26 protein-coding genes and 1 pseudogene are annotated in these 24,714 nt (G+C 38.2%); 11 read left to right on the top strand and 16 right to left on the bottom strand.

What is annotated here, in order from left to right:
- Nucleotides 1-83 precede the first annotated feature (83 nt).
- Nucleotides 84-644, top strand: coding sequence for a peptide deformylase (def, locus tag DV942_RS13355; RefSeq protein WP_090981307.1), 561 nt, complete (start codon nucleotides 84-86; stop codon nucleotides 642-644).
- 282 nt (nucleotides 645-926) lie between these two features.
- Here the strand turns inward: def and DV942_RS13350 are convergent, their stop codons facing one another.
- Genes DV942_RS13350 through DV942_RS13340 form a run of 3 tightly spaced genes read right to left on the bottom strand, consistent with a single transcriptional unit; the run spans nucleotide 927 to nucleotide 2,972 of the window.
- Nucleotides 927-1,562, bottom strand: a complete 636-nt coding sequence (locus tag DV942_RS13350; protein WP_090981309.1) for a peptidase associated/transthyretin-like domain-containing protein — start codon at nucleotides 1,560-1,562, stop codon at nucleotides 927-929.
- 53 nt (nucleotides 1,563-1,615) lie between these two features.
- A complete protein-coding gene (locus DV942_RS13345) occupies nucleotides 1,616-1,861 on the bottom strand; it encodes a NifU family protein (RefSeq protein WP_145858200.1) in 246 nt (81 codons plus the stop codon).
- A 34-nt stretch (nucleotides 1,862-1,895) separates the two neighbouring features.
- The gene (locus DV942_RS13340) at nucleotides 1,896-2,972 is read right to left on the bottom strand and encodes an Mrp/NBP35 family ATP-binding protein (protein ID WP_145858198.1); all 1,077 of its coding nucleotides are present in this window, start codon (nucleotides 2,970-2,972) and stop codon (nucleotides 1,896-1,898) included.
- Nucleotides 2,973-3,109: 137 nt separating this feature from the next.
- Here DV942_RS13340 and DV942_RS13335 point away from each other — a divergent pair, with 137 nt between their 5' ends.
- From DV942_RS13335 to DV942_RS13325, 3 genes are all read left to right on the top strand, one after another.
- On the top strand, nucleotides 3,110-5,269 hold the full coding sequence (locus tag DV942_RS13335) for a transglycosylase domain-containing protein (protein ID WP_244950691.1): 2,160 nt from the start codon (nucleotides 3,110-3,112) through the stop codon (nucleotides 5,267-5,269).
- A 152-nt stretch (nucleotides 5,270-5,421) separates the two neighbouring features.
- Nucleotides 5,422-5,964 (top strand): hypoxanthine phosphoribosyltransferase, encoded by a 543-nt coding sequence (gene hpt / locus DV942_RS13330; protein ID WP_145858194.1) that lies wholly within the window; start codon nucleotides 5,422-5,424, stop codon nucleotides 5,962-5,964.
- Nucleotides 5,965-6,019: 55 nt separating this feature from the next.
- The gene (locus DV942_RS13325; protein ID WP_145858192.1) at nucleotides 6,020-6,679 is read left to right on the top strand and encodes a phosphatidylserine decarboxylase family protein; all 660 of its coding nucleotides are present in this window, start codon (nucleotides 6,020-6,022) and stop codon (nucleotides 6,677-6,679) included.
- Nucleotides 6,680-7,012: 333 nt separating this feature from the next.
- Here the strand turns inward: DV942_RS13325 and DV942_RS13320 are convergent, their stop codons facing one another.
- The 7 genes from DV942_RS13320 to DV942_RS13290 form a co-directional block, all read right to left on the bottom strand.
- Nucleotides 7,013-8,191, bottom strand: a complete 1,179-nt coding sequence (locus DV942_RS13320) for a mechanosensitive ion channel family protein (protein WP_134204443.1) — start codon at nucleotides 8,189-8,191, stop codon at nucleotides 7,013-7,015.
- Between the two features lie 70 nt (nucleotides 8,192-8,261).
- The gene (gene rplS / locus DV942_RS13315) at nucleotides 8,262-8,609 is read right to left on the bottom strand and encodes a 50S ribosomal protein L19 (protein ID WP_057930964.1); all 348 of its coding nucleotides are present in this window, start codon (nucleotides 8,607-8,609) and stop codon (nucleotides 8,262-8,264) included.
- Between the two features lie 138 nt (nucleotides 8,610-8,747).
- Nucleotides 8,748-9,422 (bottom strand): tRNA (guanosine(37)-N1)-methyltransferase TrmD, encoded by a 675-nt coding sequence (gene trmD, locus DV942_RS13310; RefSeq protein ID WP_090981321.1) that lies wholly within the window; start codon nucleotides 9,420-9,422, stop codon nucleotides 8,748-8,750.
- A 124-nt stretch (nucleotides 9,423-9,546) separates the two neighbouring features.
- Nucleotides 9,547-10,011 (bottom strand): hypothetical protein, encoded by a 465-nt coding sequence (locus tag DV942_RS13305; RefSeq protein WP_145858190.1) that lies wholly within the window; start codon nucleotides 10,009-10,011, stop codon nucleotides 9,547-9,549.
- Between the two features lie 24 nt (nucleotides 10,012-10,035).
- Nucleotides 10,036-10,464, bottom strand: a complete 429-nt coding sequence (locus tag DV942_RS13300) for a hypothetical protein (protein WP_145858188.1) — start codon at nucleotides 10,462-10,464, stop codon at nucleotides 10,036-10,038.
- A 70-nt stretch (nucleotides 10,465-10,534) separates the two neighbouring features.
- Nucleotides 10,535-11,062, bottom strand: a complete 528-nt coding sequence (gene rimM, locus DV942_RS13295) for a ribosome maturation factor RimM (RefSeq protein WP_145858186.1) — start codon at nucleotides 11,060-11,062, stop codon at nucleotides 10,535-10,537.
- Nucleotides 11,063-11,204: 142 nt separating this feature from the next.
- The gene (locus DV942_RS13290) at nucleotides 11,205-11,750 is read right to left on the bottom strand and encodes a 30S ribosomal protein S16 (RefSeq protein WP_090981327.1); all 546 of its coding nucleotides are present in this window, start codon (nucleotides 11,748-11,750) and stop codon (nucleotides 11,205-11,207) included.
- A 143-nt stretch (nucleotides 11,751-11,893) separates the two neighbouring features.
- Here DV942_RS13290 and DV942_RS13285 point away from each other — a divergent pair, with 143 nt between their 5' ends.
- Nucleotides 11,894-12,415: a 5' nucleotidase, NT5C type gene (locus DV942_RS13285; RefSeq protein WP_244950690.1), complete on the top strand. Its 522-nt coding sequence runs from the start codon at nucleotides 11,894-11,896 to the stop codon at nucleotides 12,413-12,415.
- 171 nt (nucleotides 12,416-12,586) lie between these two features.
- A complete protein-coding gene (locus DV942_RS13280; RefSeq protein ID WP_090497467.1) occupies nucleotides 12,587-12,910 on the top strand; it encodes a heavy metal-binding domain-containing protein in 324 nt (107 codons plus the stop codon).
- 84 nt (nucleotides 12,911-12,994) lie between these two features.
- Here the strand turns inward: DV942_RS13280 and pfkA are convergent, their stop codons facing one another.
- The 4 genes from pfkA to DV942_RS13260 all read right to left on the bottom strand — a co-directional run bounded on the left by pfkA (nucleotide 12,995) and on the right by DV942_RS13260 (nucleotide 16,942).
- Nucleotides 12,995-13,978 (bottom strand): 6-phosphofructokinase, encoded by a 984-nt coding sequence (gene pfkA, locus DV942_RS13275; RefSeq protein WP_145858184.1) that lies wholly within the window; start codon nucleotides 13,976-13,978, stop codon nucleotides 12,995-12,997.
- A 4-nt stretch (nucleotides 13,979-13,982) separates the two neighbouring features.
- Nucleotides 13,983-15,665, bottom strand: coding sequence for a protein-disulfide reductase DsbD family protein (locus DV942_RS13270; RefSeq protein WP_145858183.1), 1,683 nt, complete (start codon nucleotides 15,663-15,665; stop codon nucleotides 13,983-13,985).
- A gap of 137 nt (nucleotides 15,666-15,802) precedes the next feature.
- Nucleotides 15,803-16,225 (bottom strand): protein-disulfide reductase DsbD domain-containing protein, encoded by a 423-nt coding sequence (locus DV942_RS13265; RefSeq protein WP_145861741.1) that lies wholly within the window; start codon nucleotides 16,223-16,225, stop codon nucleotides 15,803-15,805.
- 33 nt (nucleotides 16,226-16,258) lie between these two features.
- Nucleotides 16,259-16,942 (bottom strand): biotin--[acetyl-CoA-carboxylase] ligase, encoded by a 684-nt coding sequence (locus tag DV942_RS13260; protein WP_244950689.1) that lies wholly within the window; start codon nucleotides 16,940-16,942, stop codon nucleotides 16,259-16,261.
- 137 nt (nucleotides 16,943-17,079) lie between these two features.
- Here DV942_RS13260 and rsfS point away from each other — a divergent pair, with 137 nt between their 5' ends.
- The 3 genes and pseudogenes from rsfS to DV942_RS13245 all read left to right on the top strand — a co-directional run bounded on the left by rsfS (nucleotide 17,080) and on the right by DV942_RS13245 (nucleotide 20,206).
- Complete coding sequence (gene rsfS, locus DV942_RS13255; RefSeq protein ID WP_090981333.1) at nucleotides 17,080-17,454, top strand: ribosome silencing factor; 375 nt, start codon at nucleotides 17,080-17,082, stop codon at nucleotides 17,452-17,454.
- A 28-nt stretch (nucleotides 17,455-17,482) separates the two neighbouring features.
- Nucleotides 17,483-19,452: pseudogene (gene ftsH, locus DV942_RS13250) on the top strand (ATP-dependent zinc metalloprotease FtsH); the annotation flags it as partial.
- Nucleotides 19,453-19,561: 109 nt separating this feature from the next.
- Nucleotides 19,562-20,206, top strand: coding sequence for a LutC/YkgG family protein (locus DV942_RS13245; protein WP_145858177.1), 645 nt, complete (start codon nucleotides 19,562-19,564; stop codon nucleotides 20,204-20,206).
- Here the strand turns inward: DV942_RS13245 and DV942_RS13240 are convergent.
- Both DV942_RS13240 and DV942_RS13235 read right to left on the bottom strand, forming a co-directional pair.
- Complete coding sequence (locus DV942_RS13240; protein ID WP_145858175.1) at nucleotides 20,199-21,233, bottom strand: hypothetical protein; 1,035 nt, start codon at nucleotides 21,231-21,233, stop codon at nucleotides 20,199-20,201. The two genes, DV942_RS13245 and DV942_RS13240, sit on opposite strands and share 8 nt — an antisense overlap.
- 41 nt (nucleotides 21,234-21,274) lie before the next feature.
- Nucleotides 21,275-21,868, bottom strand: coding sequence for a hypothetical protein (locus DV942_RS13235; RefSeq protein WP_145858172.1), 594 nt, complete (start codon nucleotides 21,866-21,868; stop codon nucleotides 21,275-21,277).
- Between the two features lie 246 nt (nucleotides 21,869-22,114).
- Between DV942_RS13235 and DV942_RS13230 the strand changes: the two genes are divergently transcribed.
- Together DV942_RS13230 and DV942_RS13225 are read left to right on the top strand one after the other, a co-directional pair.
- Complete coding sequence (locus tag DV942_RS13230) at nucleotides 22,115-23,989, top strand: sensor histidine kinase (RefSeq protein ID WP_145858170.1); 1,875 nt, start codon at nucleotides 22,115-22,117, stop codon at nucleotides 23,987-23,989.
- Nucleotides 23,989-24,642 (top strand): response regulator transcription factor, encoded by a 654-nt coding sequence (locus DV942_RS13225; RefSeq protein ID WP_145858168.1) that lies wholly within the window; start codon nucleotides 23,989-23,991, stop codon nucleotides 24,640-24,642. The genes DV942_RS13230 and DV942_RS13225 overlap by 1 nt, the downstream gene beginning before the upstream one ends.
- Nucleotides 24,643-24,714 lie beyond the last annotated feature (72 nt).

Raw genomic sequence — 24,714 nt, 5'->3', positions numbered from 1 at the left:
GATGGGTCTTCGACAGGCTCAGACTGACACCACTTTATAATAATTAATGAGTTCAGATTCAGTTCTGAAAAAAATATAATACAATGAAATTACCAATAGTAGCTTACGGCGATCCGGTTTTAAAAAAGGTTTGCGCCGATATCGATAAAGATTATCCGGAATTAGAAAAACTGATTAGCGATATGTTCGACACCATGTATTACGCCAATGGTGTTGGCTTGGCTGCACCGCAGATTGGTTTGCCGATCCGCTTGTTTATTGTAGATACCGGTGAAGATGAAGACGGAAACCCTGGTTATAAAAAAGTATTTATTAATGCCGAAATTTTGGAAGAAACAGGCGAAGCCTGGAGCTTTAACGAAGGCTGTTTAAGTATTCCTGATATCCGCGAAAATATTATGCGCAAACCCAATGTCAAGATTACCTATTTTGATGAAAACTGGGTAGAGCATACCGACGATGTTGATGGCATGCCTGCACGTGTGATCCAGCACGAATACGATCATATTGAAGGGAAACTGTTTACTGATAAAGTAAGTGTTTTACGCAAAACTATGCTGAAAAGTAAACTGGACGCCATTTCGAAAGGAAATATCAAGACAGATTACAAAATGAAGTTTCCGAACAAGAGCAAGAAAAGATAGGTTTTGATGGAAGATGTAAGAGGGAAAATGGAAACGTTTTCCCTTTTTTTATTTTTCCACTCACCAAGGTCGTCATTTCTAGCGAAGTGCAACGAAGTCGAGAACCCGAAGACTCAGCGAAGCTAAATTTACTCGCACTGTCGTCACCCTGAACTCGTTTCAGGGTCTTTCCTAGTAAACAACTCTCTTAGTTTCGGTCGAGATGATGACCTCCATGAAACTCGTTTATTGAAAGATACGGTTTGCACGCAATACTAAGGACTCCGGATTTAGGACTCAAGACTAATTCGTCCTGCTCTTATCGCCATCAAAGATCTGCTGCATAAGTTTGCCCCAGGCGAAAGGATTAAGCAGTGGATTGGTTTGCACCATATTCTTATTGATCATCCTGTCGAAATTATAACGGTAATTCTGGCTGCCAATTTCCTGCCCATCTCGTGGCAGCGTTTGGATCAAACCATCAATTGAAGAACGCGAAAGATTCTTCTTGGCAATAGCCATATCGTCATCCGCCAGTTTCATTGATAAAAACTCGCGGGTAAATTCTTCAGTGGTTGCCCAGGGGAAAACGCGCACCGAAGGTAAATCGATCACATTTGCTTTCAATTTAACCATAATGGTGTATTTGCTATCGGGCGTACTTTGTGGTATTACGGTAGAGAATTTTTTGTAACCAATGGCTGTAAATAGTATCGTATCGCCTGGGTTAACAATAAAGGTAAAATATCCCCTGTAATCGGCACCAACCCTTTTGCTCCTGGCAGAAAGATTGGTAATGGTAACATAAGGTATTACGTTTGAACTGTCGATATCGGTAATAATCCCGGAAAATTGGATCAGTTTATCCTGAGCCGGCTTTTGTTGTGCAGAAGCGGCTAAAGAAAAAATAAGGCAAATTAGGATAACACAATATCTCATTAATACAAAAGTAATTTTATTAATAAAACTTCCTTGTTAAATAGTGTTAAAGCTTATTCTTGTTCAGCCATGTTAACGGCAACCACAGATGTAATCTGAGGAACAGCTTTCATAATGGCCTGTTCAATACCAGATTTCATCGTCATAAAACTCATTGGGCAAGAACCGCAATTGCCCAAAAGCCTAAGCTTTACAGTGCCTTCAGCTGTAATTTCTTCAACAGAAACATCCCCTCCATCAGCTTTTAAATACGGCCTGATAGTTTCCAATGCCTGTTCTACTTCTTCTGTTAAATTCATTATGTATATTTTAATTTATAAAAATAGTAATTTTTTAGCAATTCACGATTTGTGCATTGTTAATGGAGATCTGTTGTGCAATCTTACTGGCAATATCTCCAAATACAACATCCAATAACGGGTTTTGATTTAGTGCTACAGGTTTTCCTTTGTCACCAGCTTCGGCAATACTTTGGATAATTGGAATTTCTCCCAGAAATGGCACATCAAAACGCGATGCAAGCTCTGTACCGCCACCTTTTCCAAAAATATAATATTTGTTCTCCGGCAATTCGGCTGGTGTAAAATACGACATGTTTTCTATAACGCCTAATATCGGGATATTAATTCCAGGCATTCTGAACATCGCCAAGCCTTTATGCGTATCAGCCAATGCTACCTGTTGCGGTGTAGTAACCACTACCGCCCCCGAAATTGGAAAACTTTGGGTAATGGTAATGTGGATATCGCCCGTTCCCGGTGGAAGATCTACAACCAGGTAATCCAGTTCTCCCCAGTTGGTATCATTAAACAATTGTTTTACTGCATTTGAGGCCATTGGTCCACGCCAGGGTACGGGTTGGCCAGGATCAGCAAAAAAACCAAGAGATAACAATTTAATGCCATACTTTTCAATTGGCAAAATTTTGGTCTTTCCATCAGCCGTTTCTTCGGCAGCAGGTTTGGCATCAACCAGATCGAACATGGTTGGTACCGATGGCCCATAAATATCGGCATCAATAAGGCCAACCTTGGCACCATCTTTAGCCAATACAACCGCCAGATTGCTTGCAACGGTAGATTTACCAACGCCTCCTTTGCCAGATGAAACCAAAATAATGTTTTTGATGTTATCTAATGATGAGGAATTGCTGGGCTGAGTAACCCTTGATGTTACATTGATCATTACCTCCGCAGTGGCTGATACAAAATGCCTGATGGCATTTGTACAGGCAGTTTTCAGCATTTCTTTCATCGGACATGCCGGCGTGGTAAGCTCTAATGTAAAGTTGACCTGGTTATCTGTGATCTGTAAATCTTTGATCATGTTTAAAGTAACCAGATCTTTTTTAAGATCGGGATCTTCAACATTTTTAAGCGCATCTAAAACTTGTTGCGGGCTAATCTGCATGGTATTAATTTAAATTCAAAATTAACAAAACATAGCCACAAATACTTTTATTTAGGCTTTTTAACTGTAATTTTAACACGAAATAAACATTTAATTGTTACGTTTAAGCAATTAACCATTTTAACGACTATATGCGAATGCCAAAAATTAAGATCCCCAAAAAATATTTGAAAATCGGAGCCTGGTTTTTAGGTGTTTTTGTTGTTGTTTGTATTGCTTTTGGAGCCGTAGCCTACAGCAAAAGGGAAGCGCTTCTTAAAAAGATGGTGGCCAAAGCAATCGCTAAGGCCGACAAAGATTATAACCTGGAAGTTAAAATCGGATCAGCAGATTTTGCCGGGTTCAGCACCGTTAAAATGACCAATATTTCTGTCGTTCCTAAAGAACGCGATACCCTTTCAAACATTAATGAGCTGAGTGTTAGCGTTAAGCTTTTTCCTTTAATATTCGGCAACGTAAAACTTTCGGAAATAAAACTGAAGGAAGGTTATGTGAATGTAGTGCTAAAAGATTCGACCACTAATATCGATTTCATCTTAAAACGGAAGAAAAAAGACAGCATTCAGACCAATCAAAAAGCAAATTTATCAGAAATTGCCAGCAACATTTTAAATCAGGTGTTATATAAAATTCCTGACGATATGGATGTGAAGAATATGATTTTTAAGCTAAATGATCATGATACAGCCAAACTGAGCTTTGCAACCACTGCAACAATTGATGGAGGAGATTTAAAATCAACCATTGACGTAAACAACAACGAATCTACGTGGCATGTCAATGGGTATGTTGATCCGGGAAGTAAAAAGTTAAACTTTTTAGCCTATGCCGATGGAAAAAAGCTGGAATTGCCTTACCTCAACAATAAATTACACGCCAGGCTTAGTTTCGACACGTTACAAACTGAATTAAAAAATGCCAAATATAGTGGCGATGATTATAAGATATCGGGCTCCTGGTCAGTTAAAAATATGTTGATCAATCAGCCCCGTATCGCATCAAATGATATTATTGTACAAAGCGCAAAACTGGATGCCGATATTTTGGTCGGACCTAACTACGTTGCCCTAGACAGCACCTCCACAGCCTATTTAAAAAATGCACAGATCCATCCTTTTGTTAAATATACCTTAGGGAAAAACAAAATATATGAACTAAAGCTCAATGCCGAAGAACAGGATGCACAAGCGGTTTTAGATGCATTTCCACAAGGTTTGTTTGAATCGCTGGAAGGATTAAAAGTTCAAGGTAAGGTTAAATACAGCCTTAACTTTTACCTGGATACCAAGGTACCCGACAGTGTTCGCTTCAACTCTACACTCACACCGGTCAATTTTAAAATCTTGCAGTGGGGCAAAACCAATCTGCAAAAAATTAACAATACTTTTGTTTATACACCCTATGAATATGGCAAGCCGATGCGCGATATTACCATTGGCCCGTCAAACCCGAATTTCACACCCTTATCTGCCATTTCAAAGAATTTTATCAACGCCGTTTTAACGGCAGAAGATCCTTCCTTTTTTACCCATAATGGTTTTGTGGAAGAATCGATCCGCAAATCAATCGCTGTAAATTTTAAGGAAAAGAAATTTAAGCGCGGGGGCAGTACCATCAGCATGCAGCTGGTGAAAAATGTGTACTTAAGCCGTCAGAAAACTTTGGCCCGTAAAGCCGAAGAGATCTTAATTGTCTGGCTTATCGAGCATAACCGCCTCATCAGTAAACAACGCATGTTGGAGGTATATTTTAATATTATTGAGCTGGGGCAAAACATTTATGGTATAGGGGAGGCCTCAAGGTATTATTTTGGAAAGCAACCAGCAGATTTAACCATTGGTGAAGGATTATTTCTTGCCAGTATTGTTCCCAAACCAAAAGCTTCGATGTATAAATTTATGGCCGATGGCAGCCTGAAACCTTATATGTTCAACTATTTCAGGTTTATGGGCAATATTATGGCCAGAAAAGGTTTAACGCCTGGCGATACCTCAGGTTACGGCTTTTATAATGTTCGCTTAAGGGAAGGTTTGCGTCGTTACCTGGCTCCAGACACGGCCGTGGTTGATACCTCTGCTTTCGATGATGATGGAGATGGATTGCCGGTTGTAATTGTTCATGATAAAAATAAAAGCTTCTTCGAACGTCTCTTTGGTGGCAACCCTAAAAAAGATACCACCAACAATAAGCAGATGAACGCTCCGGCCGATACCACCAAGACAAAAAAACAGTTGAGGCAGGAGCGAAGGGAAGAACGGAGACGCCAGAAGGAACTGGAAAAGAGCCTGGAGCAGTAGTTTTGAGTTGCGCATCTGAAGACTGAACTTGGGTAACAGGTTTTCAGTTAGCGGTTGTCAATTCGCAAAACAACCCAACAATAAAGCAATCACCGACAAAAACCTTACAACTTTCCAACATTAAAACCTTTTTCAAACAATAACAAAGCAGCATGCACAAAATAAAAGTAGAGGATAAAGAATTCGAGATATTTTTAGAAAATGATACCTTAAACAAAAGAATCCGCTTGCTGGGTATCCAGATGAATGTAGATTATGAGAATAAATGCCCTTTATTCATCGGTGTGCTAAATGGCAGCTTCCTGTTTATGGCTGACCTGATTAAAGAGATCGATATACCTTGCGAAGTTGCTTTTATGCGTGTTGCATCCTATGAAGGAACAGCAAGTTCGGGAAATGTAAAAGAACTGATCGGATTGCCAGATAATCTGGAAGGCAGAGATATTGTTATTGTGGAAGATATTGTTGATACAGGCCTGACTTTAACACATATTTTAAAAACGATAAAGGAAAAAAATCCGGCTTCCGTTAAAGTAGCTTCTCTTTTGCTTAAACCAAGTGCTTTAAAACACGAAATTGAAGCCTTAGAATACATTGGCTTTGAAATACCTAATGAATTTGTAGTGGGTTACGGGCTGGATTATAATGGCCTTGGCAGAAACCTGACAGATATTTACAGAGCAACGGGCGCATAATTTTTAGATTGGATTAATTTATTTTTCGCACCTTTGCCCTATAATTTCTAAAACAATGACCATACATAAAGAAGGCTACACCACTATTGCCTTAAGCATATTGTTTATCTTCGTAATCAACGCCATAGTCGATTATAAATACCATGACATTACCTGGTTGCGCTGGTTTATCTATATCTTTTCCGCTGCTTTATTTATTATTGTGCTGCAATTTTTCCGCAACCCGAGCCGCAGCTTTTCTTCAGGCGATAATCTGGTGATTTGCCCTGCAGATGGAAAAGTTGTGGTAATTGAAGAGACGGAAGAAGGCGAATATTTTAAAGATAAACGTTTACAGGTTTCGATTTTTATGTCGCCCGTAAATGTGCACATCAACCGTAATCCGATTTCGGGGGTAGTGAAATTTTTCAAATATCACCCTGGAAAATACCTCGCAGCCTGGAATCCAAAATCTTCTACTGAAAATGAGCGTACGACCACCGTTGTTGAACATAAAAACGGTACGCAAGTATTGTTCCGTCAAATTGCAGGTGCCTTAGCACGCAGAATTGTATGGTACGTTAAAGAAGGCGATCAGGTGGTACAAACCGAACAGTTTGGCTTCATCAAATTTGGATCAAGGGTGGATGTTTTTCTTCCGGTAGGCACCAAAGTTAATGTAGAGCTAAACCAGGTTGTAAAGGGTGGGATCACTACCCTGGCAACCTTAAGTTAAGGGTGTTAAATAAAGGTATAAAAAGCCGTCCCGATTTTGCATCGTGACGGTTTTTTTGTGATTCACATTTGATTAACACGATGTTATGTGATGATACAACCACGGCAACTGAAAGGGATTTTAAAACACTAAAGAATCCACCTAAACCTGATAGCAACGGAAAGCCCTGATCCCGATTTTCATCGAGAGAGGACTTGTAGTGGATAGCAGGAGCAAGCTTTAATCATTATCACAGGCTTTGCTTTCTAAAAAAGCAACTTTTTCCCTTATCCGTTGTACTTTCTATATGGCAATTTCTTTAATTTACGCAGCGGTTTGTGGAAATGATCAGAACTAATCCATAGCATCATTACCCACTTCTTTTTCTGTTGCGGCGTTACCGAGTGGCCTGTCGCTGATTAAACGTTGTGTAGGGTAAGCAAAATCCGATTTATTCCTAACTACGATCTCCATAATCTCCAGGTTAATTTCCTGCCTGATTTTCAGGAATTCAACGGAATCAAGTACGGTTACAAAATAATTGATTTCCACGTTCAGGCTTGAATCGCCAAAGCTTTTAAAAGAGGCATTTCCATCATCGCTGGTACCTTCATGGTTGTTGATATAATCCTGGATTTCGGAAATAATTTTTCTTAAGGAATCAGAACTGGTTTCGTAGGTAAGTCCGATTACAAATGATACCTTACGCGAATTTCGCAAGGAGAGATTTTCCAAAACCCCATCAATCATACCCCTATTGGGTAGGGTAGCCATGGTTCTCTCAGAAGTCCTGATCCTTGTACTCCTAAAACCAACCTTTTCTACAGTACCTTCTACACCATCAACCTTTACCAGATCGCCCACCACAAAAGGCTTATCTAAAAATATGGTAAAAGAACCGATCAAGTTCTCCAGGCTCTCTTTCGCGGCCAAAGCAATGGCAATACCACCAATACCCAATCCGGTGATCAGGGTTAACACGTTAACTTCGAAAACAAAACCCAGCAGCGTGAAAAAACCGATAAAAATTACAGTTGTTTTAAGTAATTCTTTTAAAAAAGGCACTAATTGATCGTCAGACTTATTTGCGGTAAGCGATGCTTTAAATAACAACACGTGGGTAATAAAATCAATTATCCTTAAAATAATCCAAAAAAACGATAGGATGATGCCAAACAAAAATATCCGGTCGATACAATCGCCAATAGATACCGGTATAGACTCTTTAACCTTTCCGATTAACTTGCTGTAATGGAATACAGTTACCTCTAAAGGGTGTTTCAACTGGTTGATTGAAAGATAAAGCGTGGTTAACAGAATGAAAACCTCTATTGGCTTTACCAGCAGTGCCACAAAAGCTTCATCATGTGATTGGTTTGAAAAGTTCCTGAAAAGCTTAAAAAGCAGCTTGCTTAACAGCTTAGAGACGATATTTTTGAAAACCAAGCCGAAAAGAAGTATTCCTCCGAAAAGGAAATAATCCTTTATGGTATTGCCCCAAAAAACCTGATTGAAAAAAGCAGAGTCTAACATTTAACAAAGGTATAAACAAAAAAACCTCCACGAAATTAATCGTGAAGGCTATATCTTATAATAAAGAATATTATTTTCTCAAAGATTTGATACGAGCAGCCTTACCGGTTAAAGCACGTAAATAGAACAATTTCGCTCTACGAACTTTACCATAGCTATTCACTTCAACTTTCTCGATGTTAGGAGAACTAAAAGGGAAAATACGTTCAACACCAACGCCGTTGCTCATTTTACGAACAGTAAAAGTTTCGTTAGCACCTGCACTGTTACGTTGTATTACAACACCTTGGTAAATTTGAACACGTTCTTTATTACCTTCGCGAATTTTATAGTGTACGCTCACTGTATCGCCAGACTTGAACGCAGGAAAATCTTTTTTCGCGATGGCCTGCTCTTCAACAAATTTTACTAAATCCATGATTTTAAGCTATTAAATCGATATTTCATCCCGTGAAAATCGGATTGCAATATTAGGGATTATTTTCGATAAAAAAAAACCTATTTTAATTTTTTCCACATTCTTAATGAATTCCACATTTGATTGTGTTAATTGCTTCTATTCCAAAAGATCAGGACGACGGGCTTTGGTCCGTTCTAAAGCCTGTTCATGCCTCCATTCGTTCACTTTTGCCTCATGGCCGCTCAATAAAACATCAGGCACCTTATGTCCACGCCAATCTGCAGGGCGGGTATAAACCGGCGCATCCAGCAGTTCGCCTTGAAAACTATCAGACAGGGCAGAAGTCTCATCATTTAAAACCCCGGGAATTAAACGTACCACAGCGTCTACCACAATTGCTGCCGGCAGCTCTCCTCCGCTTAAAACATAATCACCAACAGATATCTCTCTTGTTACGAAAATATCCCGTATACGCTGATCTATGCCCTTGTAGTGGCCACACAAAATAATGATGTTCTTTTTTATAGATAGCTCATTGGCCATGCTCTGGTTTAACGTAACACCATCCGGACTCATGAATATTACCTCATCATATTCCCTTTCTGCCTGAAGTTTTTCGATACAGGCAGCAAAAGGTTCGATGCTCATTACCATACCACTACCACCGCCGTATTGGTAATCATCTACACTTTTTTGCTTGTTGGTGGCATAATCTCTCAGGTTATGCACAACAATTTCGGCAATGCCCTTTTTTTGTGCACGGTGCAATATAGAATGGGCAAAAGGGCTTTCTAATAAAGCGGGTAAAACTGTAATGATATCGAAACGCATGGGGCAAAGGTAAGGCTTTTAACGGTCAAATGTAAATAAGCCGAACCGGGATCAACACCTGTGTATATTCTCAAAATAACTGACTAATATTTAGCGTTATAGCACTCCTGACCAAGACAGATATCTAGCCTTTTTTTATCTTGTCTACTTTCCGCCATAGTTCCTGCCACTGGTAAGTTTCTTTTCCGTCAACTTGTTTTGCACCACCCATTATACCAAGGTACCGATTACCGTCAGGCCCATCAAAAAACTTAAATTTCAAACTGGAAACAGTATTGTTTAATGGCGCACTGATAGAATAACTAACACTTTCTTTTATAAAATTCTCATTTTCTACTTCAATTTTAGCGGTTTGCCACACCACCGCTCCTTGTTCAGTTACTTTCAACTGGAGACAGTTACCCATGGTATCAAACACCTTGAGGGTTGATAAAAATGGCAGCTGTGGAGCATTAGCCTGGCCAGTTGGCTTTACAAACTCCCATGCCCCAACAAAATCAGATAAAGCTGATTTCTCCTGGGCGCTAACGCAAGTTGAGTTTAAGAAAAAAAGAACGGCAACAAAAACGAATTTAAAGGCTTTTCTCATATTAATTTTAGGTTTATTGTCGCGCTAAAATGATTTCACTTCGACCATATTTTCTTCCCACTTGAGTGTATCCGGCCCAGATTTACTATACACAACACCAGAAAGCTTAACGCTCTTCATATCTTTTCCAAAAACATAATGATTGATGTATTGGCGATCCTTAAGCGCATACTTTCGGTTAGGCAGTTCGTAGGTAATATCAAGTAAATAGGCGCCATCGCCAATCACTTTATAATGACCACTGTGGGTAATCACCTGGCTATCACCTTCCTTATAGCTGTTGTAAAAATGGCCATCTTCGGTATAAGTGATAAAAGAACCTGTTTCTTTAACATTCTGCCAAATCCCAACAAAAGGCTTGTTGGCTTTCAAAGATAGTTTTTGTGTGGTGCAGGCTTGAAATGAAGCCACCAATAAAAGCAGCGCAATAGCTTTAGATCGTTTCTTAAACATAAAGAATTAATTAGATATAGCTAATATAAAGATTTAGATCTATATCTAATTAATTGTTTTATTGCACGCTCTATTTTTCCAGGTAAACATCCAGCAAACCTTCGGGCAAACTAAGTGTGAGGATCTTTTCATCCTCATCATATTCAACAATAAAATCTTCATTTAGCGGAAACAGCACTTCAGTTCCTTTATACATCAACGTAGCTACAAATTGCTGTGGATATTCGTTTACCTCCAGAATTTCGCCTAATTCGCCTAAAGATTCATCTATCGCTAAATAACCTTTAAAATCGGTATAGAAAAATTCACCTTCTTCGCGTTCGGGCATCTGCGACAGCGGCAGGTACAATTTCTTTTTTAACAGCGGCTGCACTTTATCGATATGATCAGCATCATCAAAGTTGAAGTAACCTGTTTTATTGGCTTGCAGTTTTGCCGATGCTACAAAATAGGGTACTAGTTTGCCATTCATATCGGCAAATACCACATCAAAATCAAGTTCTTCGTATTCATCAAATTCAAAAAATACCTGAACTTCTCCTTTTAAACCCCTCGTTTTGGTTACGTAACCGATATAAAATGCTTCTTCGTGTTTCATGATAATTTGCATTTTGATTCTGATGCACGAGGGATCTTTTAATAATTAGAAAGACCCTTCGTACTTCAGGATGACATTTTTGTTTAAAAAAATAGCGTTCCGGTAACCGGAACGCTATTTTATCAGGCAAAATAATTAAAAACTATTCTGCGCCTTCTTCTTTAGGAGCTTCTTCAGTTGCTTCAGCCTCAACAGCTGGAGCTTCTTCTTCAACAACTTCTTCTGCAACTGGTGCATTTTTAGCTGCGATAGCTGCTGCTCTATCTTCTTTCTTTTTAGCTTCTGCTGCTAACGCTGCTTTACGCGCATCTGCTTTAGAATTAGCTAAACCTTCTGTTTTACCAGAAATTTTACCTGCTTTAGCATCTAACCAAGCTGCAAATTTTTCATCTGCCTGTTCTTGAGTCAAAGCGCCTTTTTTAACACCACCTTCTAAGTGTTTTTTGTATAAAACACCTTTGTAAGAAAGGATAGCACGAGCAGTATCAGTAGGTTGTGCACCACTGTTAACCCAAGCTAAAGTTTTTTCGAAGTTAATTTCGATGGTAGCAGGATTGGTATTTGGGTTGTAAGAACCTAAACGCTCAATAAATTTACCATCACGTGGAGAGCGGGAATCTGCTACCACAACGTGGAAAAAAGGTTTCCCTTTTTTACCAAATCTTTGCAATCTGATTTTAGTTGCCATTTTCTTTTGTATTTATGTATTCAACATAGTTCCCGGAGCTTCATACTGCGGGGCTGCAAAGATAACTAAAATACTGGAAATTAAAAACATAGTTTAATTTCTTTGTTTTCAGGATATTTACGCCCAAATATTTGCAGATACAAATGGAAAGAATTGCGATTGATATGGACGAGGTGATTGCCGATGCCGTTGGAAAATTTATTAAACTTTATAACCGGGACTTTAACGTTCCTTTAGACTTAAAAATTGACGCTGGAAATGAAATCTATCATCATGTTCCACAAGATGTGAATCAGAAATGGTTCGAGTATATTAATGAGCCTGGTTTTTTCCGAGATCTTGACGTTATAGCCGATAGCCAAAGGGTAATTAAAGCTTTACAACAGAAATACGATGTTTACATCGTTTCGGCAGCAATGGAGTTCCGGAATTCATTGGTTGATAAATACGATTGGCTGGCCGAACATTTCCCTTTTATCGATTGGCAACACATCATGTTCTGCGGAAATAAAATTGTGAATGTTGATATCATCATTGACGACCGAACTAAAAACTTTATAAATTTTGCCGGCAGGCCATTGTTGTTTACCTCGCCACATAATTTACTGGTAACCGAATACGAGCGTGTAAATAACTGGGAAGAAATAGCAGGATTACTGTTATAATTCCTGCCATGGTCAGTTTTTATAAGCTGCAACAGAGAAATCTATAGCGTTCTTTATTCCGTTACATTTCGATTGGCAATGACAATCTAGGCATTAAGCCCCCAAACCTTTACATTTCGAAAAGTGTAACATTTCTGGAAAGATTTGCTCTAATGATAAAAAAATTAAACTATGCTAGTAACCACAACGCCTACAGTTGAGGGCAGAAAAATTATAAAATATATTGGTTTGGTAACTGGAGAAACCATTATAGGTGCAAATATTTTTAAAGATTTATTTGCAGGAATAACAGATATAGTAGGAGGGAGATCGAGTTCGTACGAACGCGTTTTAAGAGAGGGAAAAGATACCGCTGTTAATGAAATGCAGCAATATGCAGCGGCACTTGGAGCAAATGCCATTGTTGGGGTTGATTTAGACTATGAAACCGTTGGTAGCGGTGGAAGCATGCTCATGGTAAGCGCCAATGGTACTGCGGTAATTTTAGCAGACTAAAAAATTTGCTTATTGCGAAAACTAAGCAAAAAACAAGAAAGTCTTTCCGGTGCGGGAAAGACTTTTCTTTTAAACGTTTTTCACTTAAAACGAAAGTATGTCAATTAATTTCAGCCATTTAGAACTTACTTTCTCTGCATTAATATGCTTTATTGCATGATCAAAAGGGGTAAAAACAATTTCCCGGTTAATCTGTCCGACCATTACACCACTCTCACCCTGAATTAAACCCTCAACTGCAACTACGCCTAAGCGGCTGGCCAATACGCGGTCCATACAAGTTGGCTTACCCCCACGTTGAATATGCCCCAAAACTGAAACTTTGGTATCGTAATGTGGATATTTTTCCTGCAAAATTTCACCAACCTTAAAGGCACCACCGGTATCATCACCTTCAGCAACGATAATAATCTTTGATGATTTATCTTTACGGCTATGCTCCAGCTTGTGCAAAATATCATCCGCATTCATATTTGCTTCAGGGATCATGATGGCCTCAGCGCCAACACCAATACCACTTCTTAAAGCGATTAATCCAGAGTCGCGGCCCATTACCTCTACAATAAAAAGCCTGTCATGTGATTCTGCCGTATCTCGGATCCTATCTACCGCATCAACAACGGTATTAATAGCCGAGTCATATCCAATAGTGAAATCGGTACCTACCAAATCATTATCAATGGTACCAGGTAAGCCCACAATGGGAAAATCGAATTCTTTGGAAAAAACATTGGCCCCCGTAAACGTTCCATCTCCACCGATTACCACTAAGGCATCAATTCCATTTCCTTTCAGGTTTTCGTAAGCTTTTTGCCTGCCTTCTACCGTTCTAAAAGCTTCACTACGGGCTGTTTTTAAAATAGTTCCACCTCGCTGAATAATATTGGCCACCGACTTACGGTCCATCGGAATAAAATCATTGTTGATCAACCCTTCATATCCACGGAGAAATCCGGTTACTTCAATATCATAATAAATAGAGCCTCTAACTACCGCTCTGATTGCGGCGTTCATGCCTGGCGAATCTCCACCAGAGGTTAAAACGCCAATATTCTTAATCTTATTCATTTGTCTATTTCTTGGCAAATCCAGATAATCCATTATCCAGGTATTGCAAATATTTATCTATATCAAATTCTACCCCAATAGGAGGCGAAACTAATTCTTTTTCATCAGTACCCAAAAGCACATAATATGGTTGCGAAATGGTATTAAATCTCTCTGCCTGCAAATGTTTGAACTTTTTACCAACGGTATTCACTCTTGTGCCTAAAATTTTAGAGTCAAATTGTTCTGCTTCCGGCAAACTGGTTTTGTCGTCAGTGTAAAGCGATACCACAATGTAATCTTCTTTCAATTTTTTTAGCACTCTGGGATCAGACCAAACCCGCGCTTCCATTTCGCGGCAATTTACACAACCATGTCCTGTGAAATCAAGAAATAACGGTTTTTTTACTTCTTTGGCATAGGCTAAAGCTTCTTCATAATCAAAAAATCCATCAATATTGTGCGGAATATGAAGAAAATCAGCATATTTACGTTTAGCATGATTGGTTGTTGCCGTTTGGTTTGATCCCCCTCCGGCATCTTGTCCAATTACAAAATCCTGCGTAGAGAGCGGAGGTACCAGTGCACTTACAGCTTTCAAAGGCGCTCCCCACAAACCCGGAATGAGGTAAATAGCAAATACAAAAGTTGCCGTTGCAATGAATAGTCTTGGTACAGAAACATAAGGGAGGTCACTATCATGAGAGAACTTAATTTTCCCCAATAAATAAACGCCCAAAATTAAAGCCAGTACAATCCATATAGCTAAAAATATCTCACGGTCCAATATTCCCCAATGATAAGCCAGATCTGCTGTTGAAAGGAATTTCAGTGATAAACCCAATTCCAAAAACCCTAAAAAAACTTTAATGGAGTTTAGCCAACCACCTGATTTTGGCAGCCCCGTCATTAAACTCGGGAAAATAGCGAACATGGTAAAGATCAATGCCAATGACAGCGAAAAGCCGAACATCACGATAACAGGTGTTAATAAATCGGTATTGATAGCGACTAAGGAAGTTCCGATTAATGGTCCTGTACAAGAGAAGGAAACAACCGCTAAGGTTGCTGCCATAAAAAAGATTCCACTTAAACCTTTAGCATCAGATTTTGCATCGAGTTTGTTCACAAATGAACTTGGCAGGGTAATTTCGAAAGCACCTAAAAACGATACGCCAAAAATAATTAATATCAGAAAGATAAAAATATTAAAAAATCCGTCTGTAGAAATTTCATTCAGTGCACTGGCGCCCCATATTAAGGTAATGATTACACCTAAACCCACGTAAATGACAATAATCGATAAACCATAAATAATGGCACTCCTGATGCCTTTTGCCCTACTTTCGGCCCTCTTGGTAAAAAAACCAACAGTAAGCGGTACCATCGGAAAAATACATGGAAGGAAAAACGCGGCGACACCCGCCAAAAGCCCCAAACCAAAGGTTACCCAAAGCGATTGTTTAGGAGCATCTTTTCCCGCTACAGGAGCTTTTACTTCTTTAACCGCATCCTTTTTAAGTGTATCATTTTCTGTTTTTACCTGCTTATTGGCGGCACTATCTTGTGCAGAGCCTACCTCAGTAAAAACGATATCATCTGGAGGAGTTGTTGCTATGGTATCCTGTGTTACCGTTGCGTAGGTCTTAACGGCTGGCCATGCAATAAACGTTGCCGCCATTAAGAACAATAATAAAACCTTTTTCATTTGTGTGTATTTTGAAACCGTGAAATTAAGAATAATTTTAGAAACGATTTTTTTTAAACCACAACACCTTGTAGATTTTACTTTAAAAAGAAACAGTCCCAAAAATTCGGGACTGCCTGTAAACATTTTGATGTCAATTATTTAACCGGAACACTAAACTCCACTTCTTCTGGCGGAAGGCATTGTTTATCGTTACAAACCATAAACTCTACCACACCTTTAACTACAGTTGTTGCTTTGTTCAGCTTAATTTTTTGTTGAAAAATTACTGATTTTTCAAAGTAACTTACGTTCATTTTAAATGTGCTTTCGTACTTAACAATTGCTTTTGGCTCAATTGTTTTACCTACAAGACTAAAATCTTTTGATGGGGAAAAAGTAAAAGTGGTTTTTACAGGTCCTCCGTCTTTTACATTTTGAGAATAAATATGCCATCTATCATCAATCGTAGCCTTTAAATAAATTATAGCTTCAGTTTTACTTACTTTCTTTGCGGAGTATGCCCAAGTTACCGGTTTTTCGATCTGAGCAAATGCACCAACAACGGTAAAAAGTACCATCGAAAGCACCAGGGTGATTTTTTCATTTGTGTTTTATTTTGTGTGTATAAATTCAATTTCTTTAAAGTTAAAAATTTTTAAGCCATTTTTTGTATCAACCTTTAACCTGCCATTATCTTCAACTCCTTCAATCGTTCCTTCAAAAATCTCGCCGTTATGCTTATATAACGAAGCAACTCCGTAATTATATAGTTTCGTAAGGTAATCATTTTGTAAAATACTGAATTTGCCTGCCCTCAAAATTAGGTAGTACTTTTCGATAAATATGAATATTTTATCCATAATATTCATTAAGGGAACCTCTTTTTGTAAAATTTGAATCACCGAAGTAGCACGTCCACTGATGCTCTCTGCAAATTCTGATTGATTCACGTTCAAGCCAATGCCAATCACTGATGATTTAAAAGTACTGCCTGTCAGTGTATTTTCAATCAATATCCCTCCTAATTTCTTATCCAGGTAGTAGATATCGTTAGGCCATTTCACCATTATACCTTGCGGTATAAAACAGCATAAAGCATCACTAACAGCCAAACTAACGGCCATATTTAAGTAAAACTGCTTTCCAAGCGGCAAAAAAGAAGGCTTTAAATATATACTGGTACTGATATTTTTTCCTTCCTGTGTTTGCCAAACACTATCCTGCTGTCCTCTTCCGGCAAACTGGTGGTCTGCCATAATTACAGTGCCTTCTACTAATGGCTCGGATTTTGACACCAAAATTTTTAAAAAGTTATTAGTAGAATCAACTTCTTTTAATTTGATTAAATTTTGACCAACAAATAGTGTTGAAAAAGTGTTATTTTGCAAGTGTTGAATTTATAATATTGTAATTCCAAAATTAAAGCATTTTAATGGTAAAAAAGAAAATAGTAGCCCTTTCTACATATCTTTCTGAACTGGCCGTTCACGGCATACAAGAGAAAAAAGGAGAAGATATTGTGCGGTTAGATCTTAGAAATATTCATACTTCAGTGGCTGATTACTTTATTATAGCGAGCGCCAACTCTGCTACCCAGGTTAAAGCTATTGCCGATAGTGTAGAAAAAGAAATATATAAAGCCACTCAAGCCGACCCAAGACATAAGGAAGGTTTCGAATCAGCAGACTGGATCATTCTTGATTATTTCGATGTGGTTGTGCACATCTTTAAAACTGAAAAGCGCCACTTTTATGGCATAGAAGAACTTTGGGGGGATGCAGAAAGCACAAATTTTCAAAGCGCATAACCTAATAGAACCATTTTGACAAAGACAAATGAACGACAATCAAAATAATAACGAAAAACAGGGAAGAAGAATCCCAAACATTCCTAAAAAACCACAAAAAGGTTCAAAATTTAATATTTTCTGGGTATATGCGGCCATTATTATAGCCATTATTGCTGCACAGTTTTTATTTACTACTGATGGGGTAAAGAGGTAACCTACCAGAAATTTGAACAACAAATGTTGCTCAAAGGCGACGTGCAAAAAGTTGTTGCTTATAAATCTGATGATTTAGTGCGTGTAGAGGTATATATCAAGAAAGACAGCCTGAAAAAGCCAACATACGATCCATATAAAAGCAACAGCACTTTTAACGTAAATAATGCGTCAGGTCCCGTTGTGTTTTTCAATGCCGGAACGATGGATGGACTGGATAAACAACTTGCCGATTCGCAAAAAGACCTTCCAGCCAACCAACCAAGGATATTGGCAGAAAAAACCAGCCGCAGCAATCCGTTGGCAAGCTGGTTTTTAAGCATCATTTTACCTGTATTGCTTTTAATCGGTTTCTGGATTTTTATGATGCGCAGAATGGGTGGCGGTGCTGGTGGTGGTGGCCAGATTTTCAGTATCGGAAAATCTAAAGCGACACTGTTTGACAAAGAAAGCCAGGTAAACATCACTTTTAATGATGTTGCTGGTTTGGAAGAAGCTAAAACCGAGGTAATGGAAATTGTAGATTTCCTTAAAAACCCAAAAAAATATACCGATTTGGGTGGAAAAATACCTAAAGGTGCTTTATTGGTAGGTTCGCCAGGTACAGGTAAAACTTTATTGGCTAAAGCTGTTGCCGGCGAAGCCCAGGTTCCTTTCTTTTCTCTGTCAGGGTCTGATTTTGTAGAGATGTTTGTTGGAGTTGGTGCATCCCGTGTTCGCGACTTGTTTAAACAGGCAAAAGACAAATCGCCTTGTATCATTTTCATTGATGAGATTGATGCTATTGGTCGCGCCCGTGGTAAAAACGGTGTTATGGGTGGAAATGACGAACGTGAAAACACCTTAAACCAGCTTTTGGTTGAGATGGATGGTTTTGGTACCAATACACATGTGATCATTTTAGCAGCAACAAACCGTGCTGATGTTTTAGATAAAGCCTTATTAAGGGCGGGTAGATTCGACAGACAGATTTACGTTGATTTACCGGATGTTATAGAACGTAAACAGATTTTTGAGGTACACATTGCGCCGCTTAAAAAATCGGAAGAGCTTGATACCGAGTTTTTAGCTAAACAAACGCCAGGATTCTCAGGTGCAGATATTGCAAATGTTTGCAACGAAGCGGCGCTAATTGCAGCACGTAAAAACAAATCGTCGGTTGATAAGCAAGATTTCTTAGATGCTGTAGACAGAATTGTAGGTGGTTTAGAAAAGAAAAATAAAATCATCACCCCGAGCGAAAAACGTGCAATTGCGATTCACGAGGCTGGCCACGCCACTGTAAGCTGGTTACTGGAACATGCTGCGCCTCTAGTTAAGGTTACAATTGTTCCGCGTGGACAAAGCTTAGGTGCAGCCTGGTACCTTCCAGAAGAGCGCTTAATTGTTCGCCCTCATCAAATGCTCGACGAAATGTGTGCAACAATGGGTGGTAGGGCAGCTGAAAAAGTAATGTTTGATACTATTTCTACAGGTGCGCTTAGCGATCTGGAGAAAGTAAACAAACAAGCGAGAGCAATGGTTACCATTTACGGATTGAACGATAAATTAGGAAACATTACTTATTATGATTCATCTGGTCAGAACGAGTATAATTTCTCAAAACCATATTCTGAAGACACCGCTTTAACTATCGATAAAGAAATTTCAGCGTTAATTGAAGGCCAATACCAGCGGGCAATTCAATTATTGGAAGAAAATAAAGATAAATTGATCCAGTTGGCAGATATCCTGATCGAAAAAGAAGTTTTATTTAAAGATGATTTAGAAGTGATTTTCGGTAAAAGATTATTCGAAAATCAAGGAGAAAGCGGAAATCCCGGACACATTAAGCCCGTTGAAGCTTAAATAAATAATTTCTATTATTACATTTGCTACCCTGGTTTAACCATTAGGGTAGCTTTTTTTTATAATGAAGGATAATACGACAGCGAAAGAACAAATACTGAAAAAGATAAGGAAAGCACTATTAGAGAAGCGCGAAAATCCCTATCCTAATTTAGAAGAAAGTCCATTGTATAAAACAAATACAGATGAGCTTGAGATATTATTTGCCGAACAGCTTACGGCAATATCTGGTAATTTTATCTTCTGCGAAGACGGGATCGACTTTTTTGAAAATATGCTGCATCTGGCTGATAAGTTTAAATGGCGAAAAATATACTGCTGGGAACCAGAACTACAGCAGTTTTTAAGCAAATACGAATTTCCATTTTACCAAACCGATAAGGATTTTGAGCAAGCTGAAGTTGGTATTACCCTTTGTGAAGCCTTAATTGCCCGTAATGGAAGCGTAATGGTAACTAACCAGGGCGCTGCAGGACGAAGGCTCAGCATCTTTCCACACCATCATATTGTGATTGCTAAGACCAGTCAGTTGGTTTTAGATCTTAAAGATGCCTTTCTGTTATTGAAGAACAAATATGGCAACCAAATTCCATCCATGATCAGCAATATTACAGGGCCAAGCAGAACGGCAGACATCGAAAAAACACTGGTTTTGGGCGCTCATGGCCCCAAAGAGCTTTTTGTGTTTTTAATTGATGATTTTAGTTAAGGCCTTGCGTTTCATATCTTTTTCCGCTTGCCTTTGCGGTATATTTTAGAAACCCCACAGCAATGCCAAATCTTACCCATGCATATTTATCCTTAAAATAAATATTGTAAGGGTCTTCTCCATAATATCCAGCAGCTAACATAAATGCAGTTTGGCGCATCCAAGAGAGTGAATAATACCCTGTAGCCTCAATATTTAATCTTCTTTTAACAGCTAATAAGTTGTAGTGATCATATTTATTTATTGCATAAGATGCTTCCAGGTTCCATCTGAACTTCTCTTTATTTAGCCAACCTTTTTGATCATCCTCTTTTTTAGACAATCGCTTACCATTATCCTCCTGATCAGCATTAGTGAAAAGATCGTAGAAATAGGAATATTTCCGATAAGAAAAACTATAGCCGAGCCTTGTAAAACCATAATCTCCCTTTATCACGTCATCGAAGTCAAACAACCCGTTTGATTTAAATTCTAGTTGATGATTTGTTGATGATCTCATGATATTGCTATCCATTTTAACTTTGCCCCAATTGTATCTCCCGTAAATGTAATTCGTAGAAAAATCCCAATCTTTATAATTTAGAGTACCTACAACTGGCCTATGAGTAGTATCCTGCCCGTTTGAGTGATGCATAAAACCCAGTGTTGCATATTTATAATTATTTTCATCAGCATTTAGCCGGTAATAAAGAGAACCTCCTATTCTAAAATCTGGGGTATATACAGGCTTAGACTTCATATCAAGCATCCTAATGGTGAAGTCTGGTATTAATGCAGCAGCAAGCCTAGATCCTTTTGTTCCGAGGATCATAAAAGAAGTACTTAGTCTTGACGTAAATATATATTTATTCTTTGACCCAATTTCGCCCAGAGGGGCAATATAGGATAGTGGATGATTTTGTCTGTAAAAATCAACGTATCTTAAATTAAGATAGCGTATATTCTCTGATCTGACGGAATCCTGATCTTGCGCTTTGACGCTGTTGCAGATAAAAATTATCAACGTAATGAGGGCGAACTTTTTCATGTTTATTTTTTGAGAAGATTACTGGATAAAGAACTTTGTTATCACCTTGAACAAATGTTTTCTATAATAGCACCAATTACATAAGGTGGTTCTTTGTAAGCTATTTTGAGATCAATATCGCTGTTAGGGTGTATCAATCCTATCCTATGGGCTGTTTCATGGGCAATTGTATTGGCAATGCTAGCTGCATTACGATGTCTTAGCGGAATTCTGTTTAGTAAAATCGGACCATTTGCCGTGCCATCATAAGCAATGTTATGATAAAAAGCATAACGAAACCACCCGATCGCGCCACCATAAGTTTCTATATACTCACCATTAATTTCTTTTCGCATTTTATCCACGATATCTTTCGCTACCAATCCTTTCCAGGCCTTTTCATGGGGTCCGTTGCCAATGCTATCTTTTATATAATTTTCAAGTTCGGTTTCGAACATTTGAGAATAGATGGCATTGATCGATAATTTAACTGCTTTTTCATATTCAGGGACTTTTTTACAAGGAATTTTAGAAGATGCGAAAGAAACTACTGCTCCGCCTACGGTGGTGTTTACCGGCGGAACAATGCAGATTTTTGCACATGAAAAATAGAATAAGGCTATTCCCGTTAAAAAGTAAAGTGATTTGTTTTTCATAATAGCATAATTTAAATGACAAATAATAAATAACTACCTCGAATGCCCAGGCATCTGCCGGTCTACGACAAACTCGAAAAGAACATTTGTTAAGGAATGTTTTATGTTTTAAGTGGTTTGGTTTGATGTAAATGTAATTGATAGTCCAGGTAGTTTATATACCCTTTAACCGGTATATTCAGTACCTGTTTTATATCTTATATTTATAGAAATATTAACCGCAACTTTTCGACAATTCGCTCATCAATGAATAAATTTTTCCTGATAACTGCATTATTATTGACAGCCTGCTTATGTGCTGCACAACAGGGAAATCCTATTTTAATTGATACGGCCAAAAAATTCAGTATCAGCAAACACGGATATTTTTATGAGGACAAAAACCTAAACCTGACCATCGACTCTATTATAAAATATAAGCAAGCCGGTAAACTGATCCCTTTAACACCTGGAAAAGTTTTTAGTAAAGGTTACTCGCAGTCTTATTACTGGATCGCCTTTGATATAAAAAACACGCTTGATCAGGCTGTAAATCTGATGTTTAAGGAACAGAGTTCGAGCATCAACCAGCTCCGGTTATTTAAAGTAGATGAAGGGCAAAATGTTCATCCATTAGGTTTAACCGGCGATCACTTTCCTTTTAAACAACGGCCGTATTACAACAGAAGCTTTATTTATCCAATTGTACTTTTGCCCCATGAGAAAGCGACCTTTTATTTGTGGGCCGATAAAAGGGGCCAAAATATGTATATGCCGATGTCTATCGGACGCGACGTTGAGATGATACAGGCAGAAATTCCGCAGCACACCTTATTTGGATTTTATACTGGCATTTTTGTTTTTGCAGTGATCTTTAACCTTTTGCTTTTTGCTTCGCTCAGGGATAATATCCATTTATACTATGCGATTTATATTTTTTGCACACTAATTTTTATCCTGGAAGAAGAAGGGCTGGCTTTCCAATGGTTTTATCCAAATTTGCCCGGTTTACAGGATTATATGCGGTTAATGATGGCATCATTAAGCTGTGGCCTGTTAATTCAGGTAATGCAGCTGTTTGTAAATCAAAACAGTACAAACAGTAAGTTATACCGTTTTACAAACTATTATAAAAGATTCTGCTGGGCCATGTTCATTATTCCGTTGTTTATGTTCTTTAAATCATTTATTATTTTAGAAAAAACGGTATTTTACATTAACAATTTTCTTGCACTCCTTACGGTAATCGTGATGATCATTGGTGTGGTAGAAAGAATAAGGTCAGGCTATAAGCTAGGCTGGTATTATCTTATTGCCACATTGATGTTATTGTTTGGCGTGTTTAATTATGTTTTTAATACTTTAGGGCTTACCAACTTTAATCTATTAAAGCCAAATGGCCTGGTGGTAGGTTTAACGGCCGAAATCATTTTTCTTTCATTTGCACTAACACAACGTTATAATTTCCTTAAAAAAGAAAAAGAAATCTTACTCGAAGAAAAAAGCAGGCACCAGGTTGATTTGGCTGATGGTATTTTCAATGCTCAGGAAGACGAAAGAACGCGATTGGCCCGCGATTTACATGACGACCTGGGCGGAACACTATCTATCATAAAATTAAATATTACTGCTTTTCAACACAAGGTTTTAAAACTTGCCGAAAATGACCGCATGTTTTACGATCAAACCATTGACATGATCGAAAAGGCCTGTGCAGACTTAAGAGAAATATCGCATAACCTGATGCCAAAAAACTTTGAACAATTTGGCCTGATTGAAACCTTAAATGAACATTTTAAAACTTTAAACCATTCTAGTAAAATTGCATTTGAATTTGTTTTTCAGGTAGAAAATCCTATTGATAGGGGCATTGAGATTACCATATACCGTATAGTTAATGAACTGGTTAATAACATCGTCAGGCATTCCTTTGCCTCAAAGGCAACCATACAGATTTTATCATTTACCGACCGCATTAGTATTATGGCAGAAGATAACGGCATTGGCTTCAATCCCGATGTAGATAAAAAGGGCTTAGGCATCCAAAATATTCTATCAAGAGTAAATTATCTTAACGGTAAAATCCAAATCGATAGTAATCAAAATGGCACAACTACAACAATTGATATTCCGCTAAAATAATGGACACAATACAACAACGCCCAATAACAATTATGATTGCAGATGATCATAAACTTTTTGCGCAAGGCCTATCTGCAATCCTTTCCGGACAATCAAACTTTAAGGTAATCGGAATGGCCGCAAATGGAAAAGAAATTTTGCACCTGCTCAATCACCAGCTGCCAGATGTTTTAATCCTCGACTTAAACATGCCCGTTCTGGATGGTGAAATTGCTGCCGAGAAAGTAACTCAGCTGTTTCCTTCTGTAAAAATAATGGCATTGTCCATGTATTATACAAGCAAACTATCAGCTAAGCTTGAGAATATAGGCGTAAAAGCATTTGTACAAAAGGATACCAATGCAGAAACCCTGTTTGAAATAATAACGGGTATACATCAGGGCAAAAAATACTTTCAAAAAGCAAAAAATGATGGACTTGCTTCATCTGTATTTAACGATGGTGATCATTTTCAAAAAAGCCACAACTTAACAGCCCGTGAAATGGAAATACTAAAACTGATAAGCGAAGATTATTCCTCACAACAGATTGCCCAAAAACTATTTATAGCGTTGAACACGGTTGACACCCACCGCAAGAATATGGCACAGAAGCTAAATGTAACCGGAAAAGCAGGGTTATTGAAGTTTGCGCTTGAGAATAAGCTACGCTAAATTTTTATATATTTTCAATTACGGAAGATAAGTGGTATTTTTATACTACATACCGTTTTAGTATGTGGTATT

Source organism: Pedobacter suwonensis (assembly GCF_007833675.1).
GTDB classification, from domain to species: Bacteria; Bacteroidota; Bacteroidia; order Sphingobacteriales; family Sphingobacteriaceae; genus Pedobacter; species Pedobacter suwonensis.
Note: the sequence above shows the minus strand (reverse complement) of the source record. Positions and strands in the feature narration are given on the sequence as shown.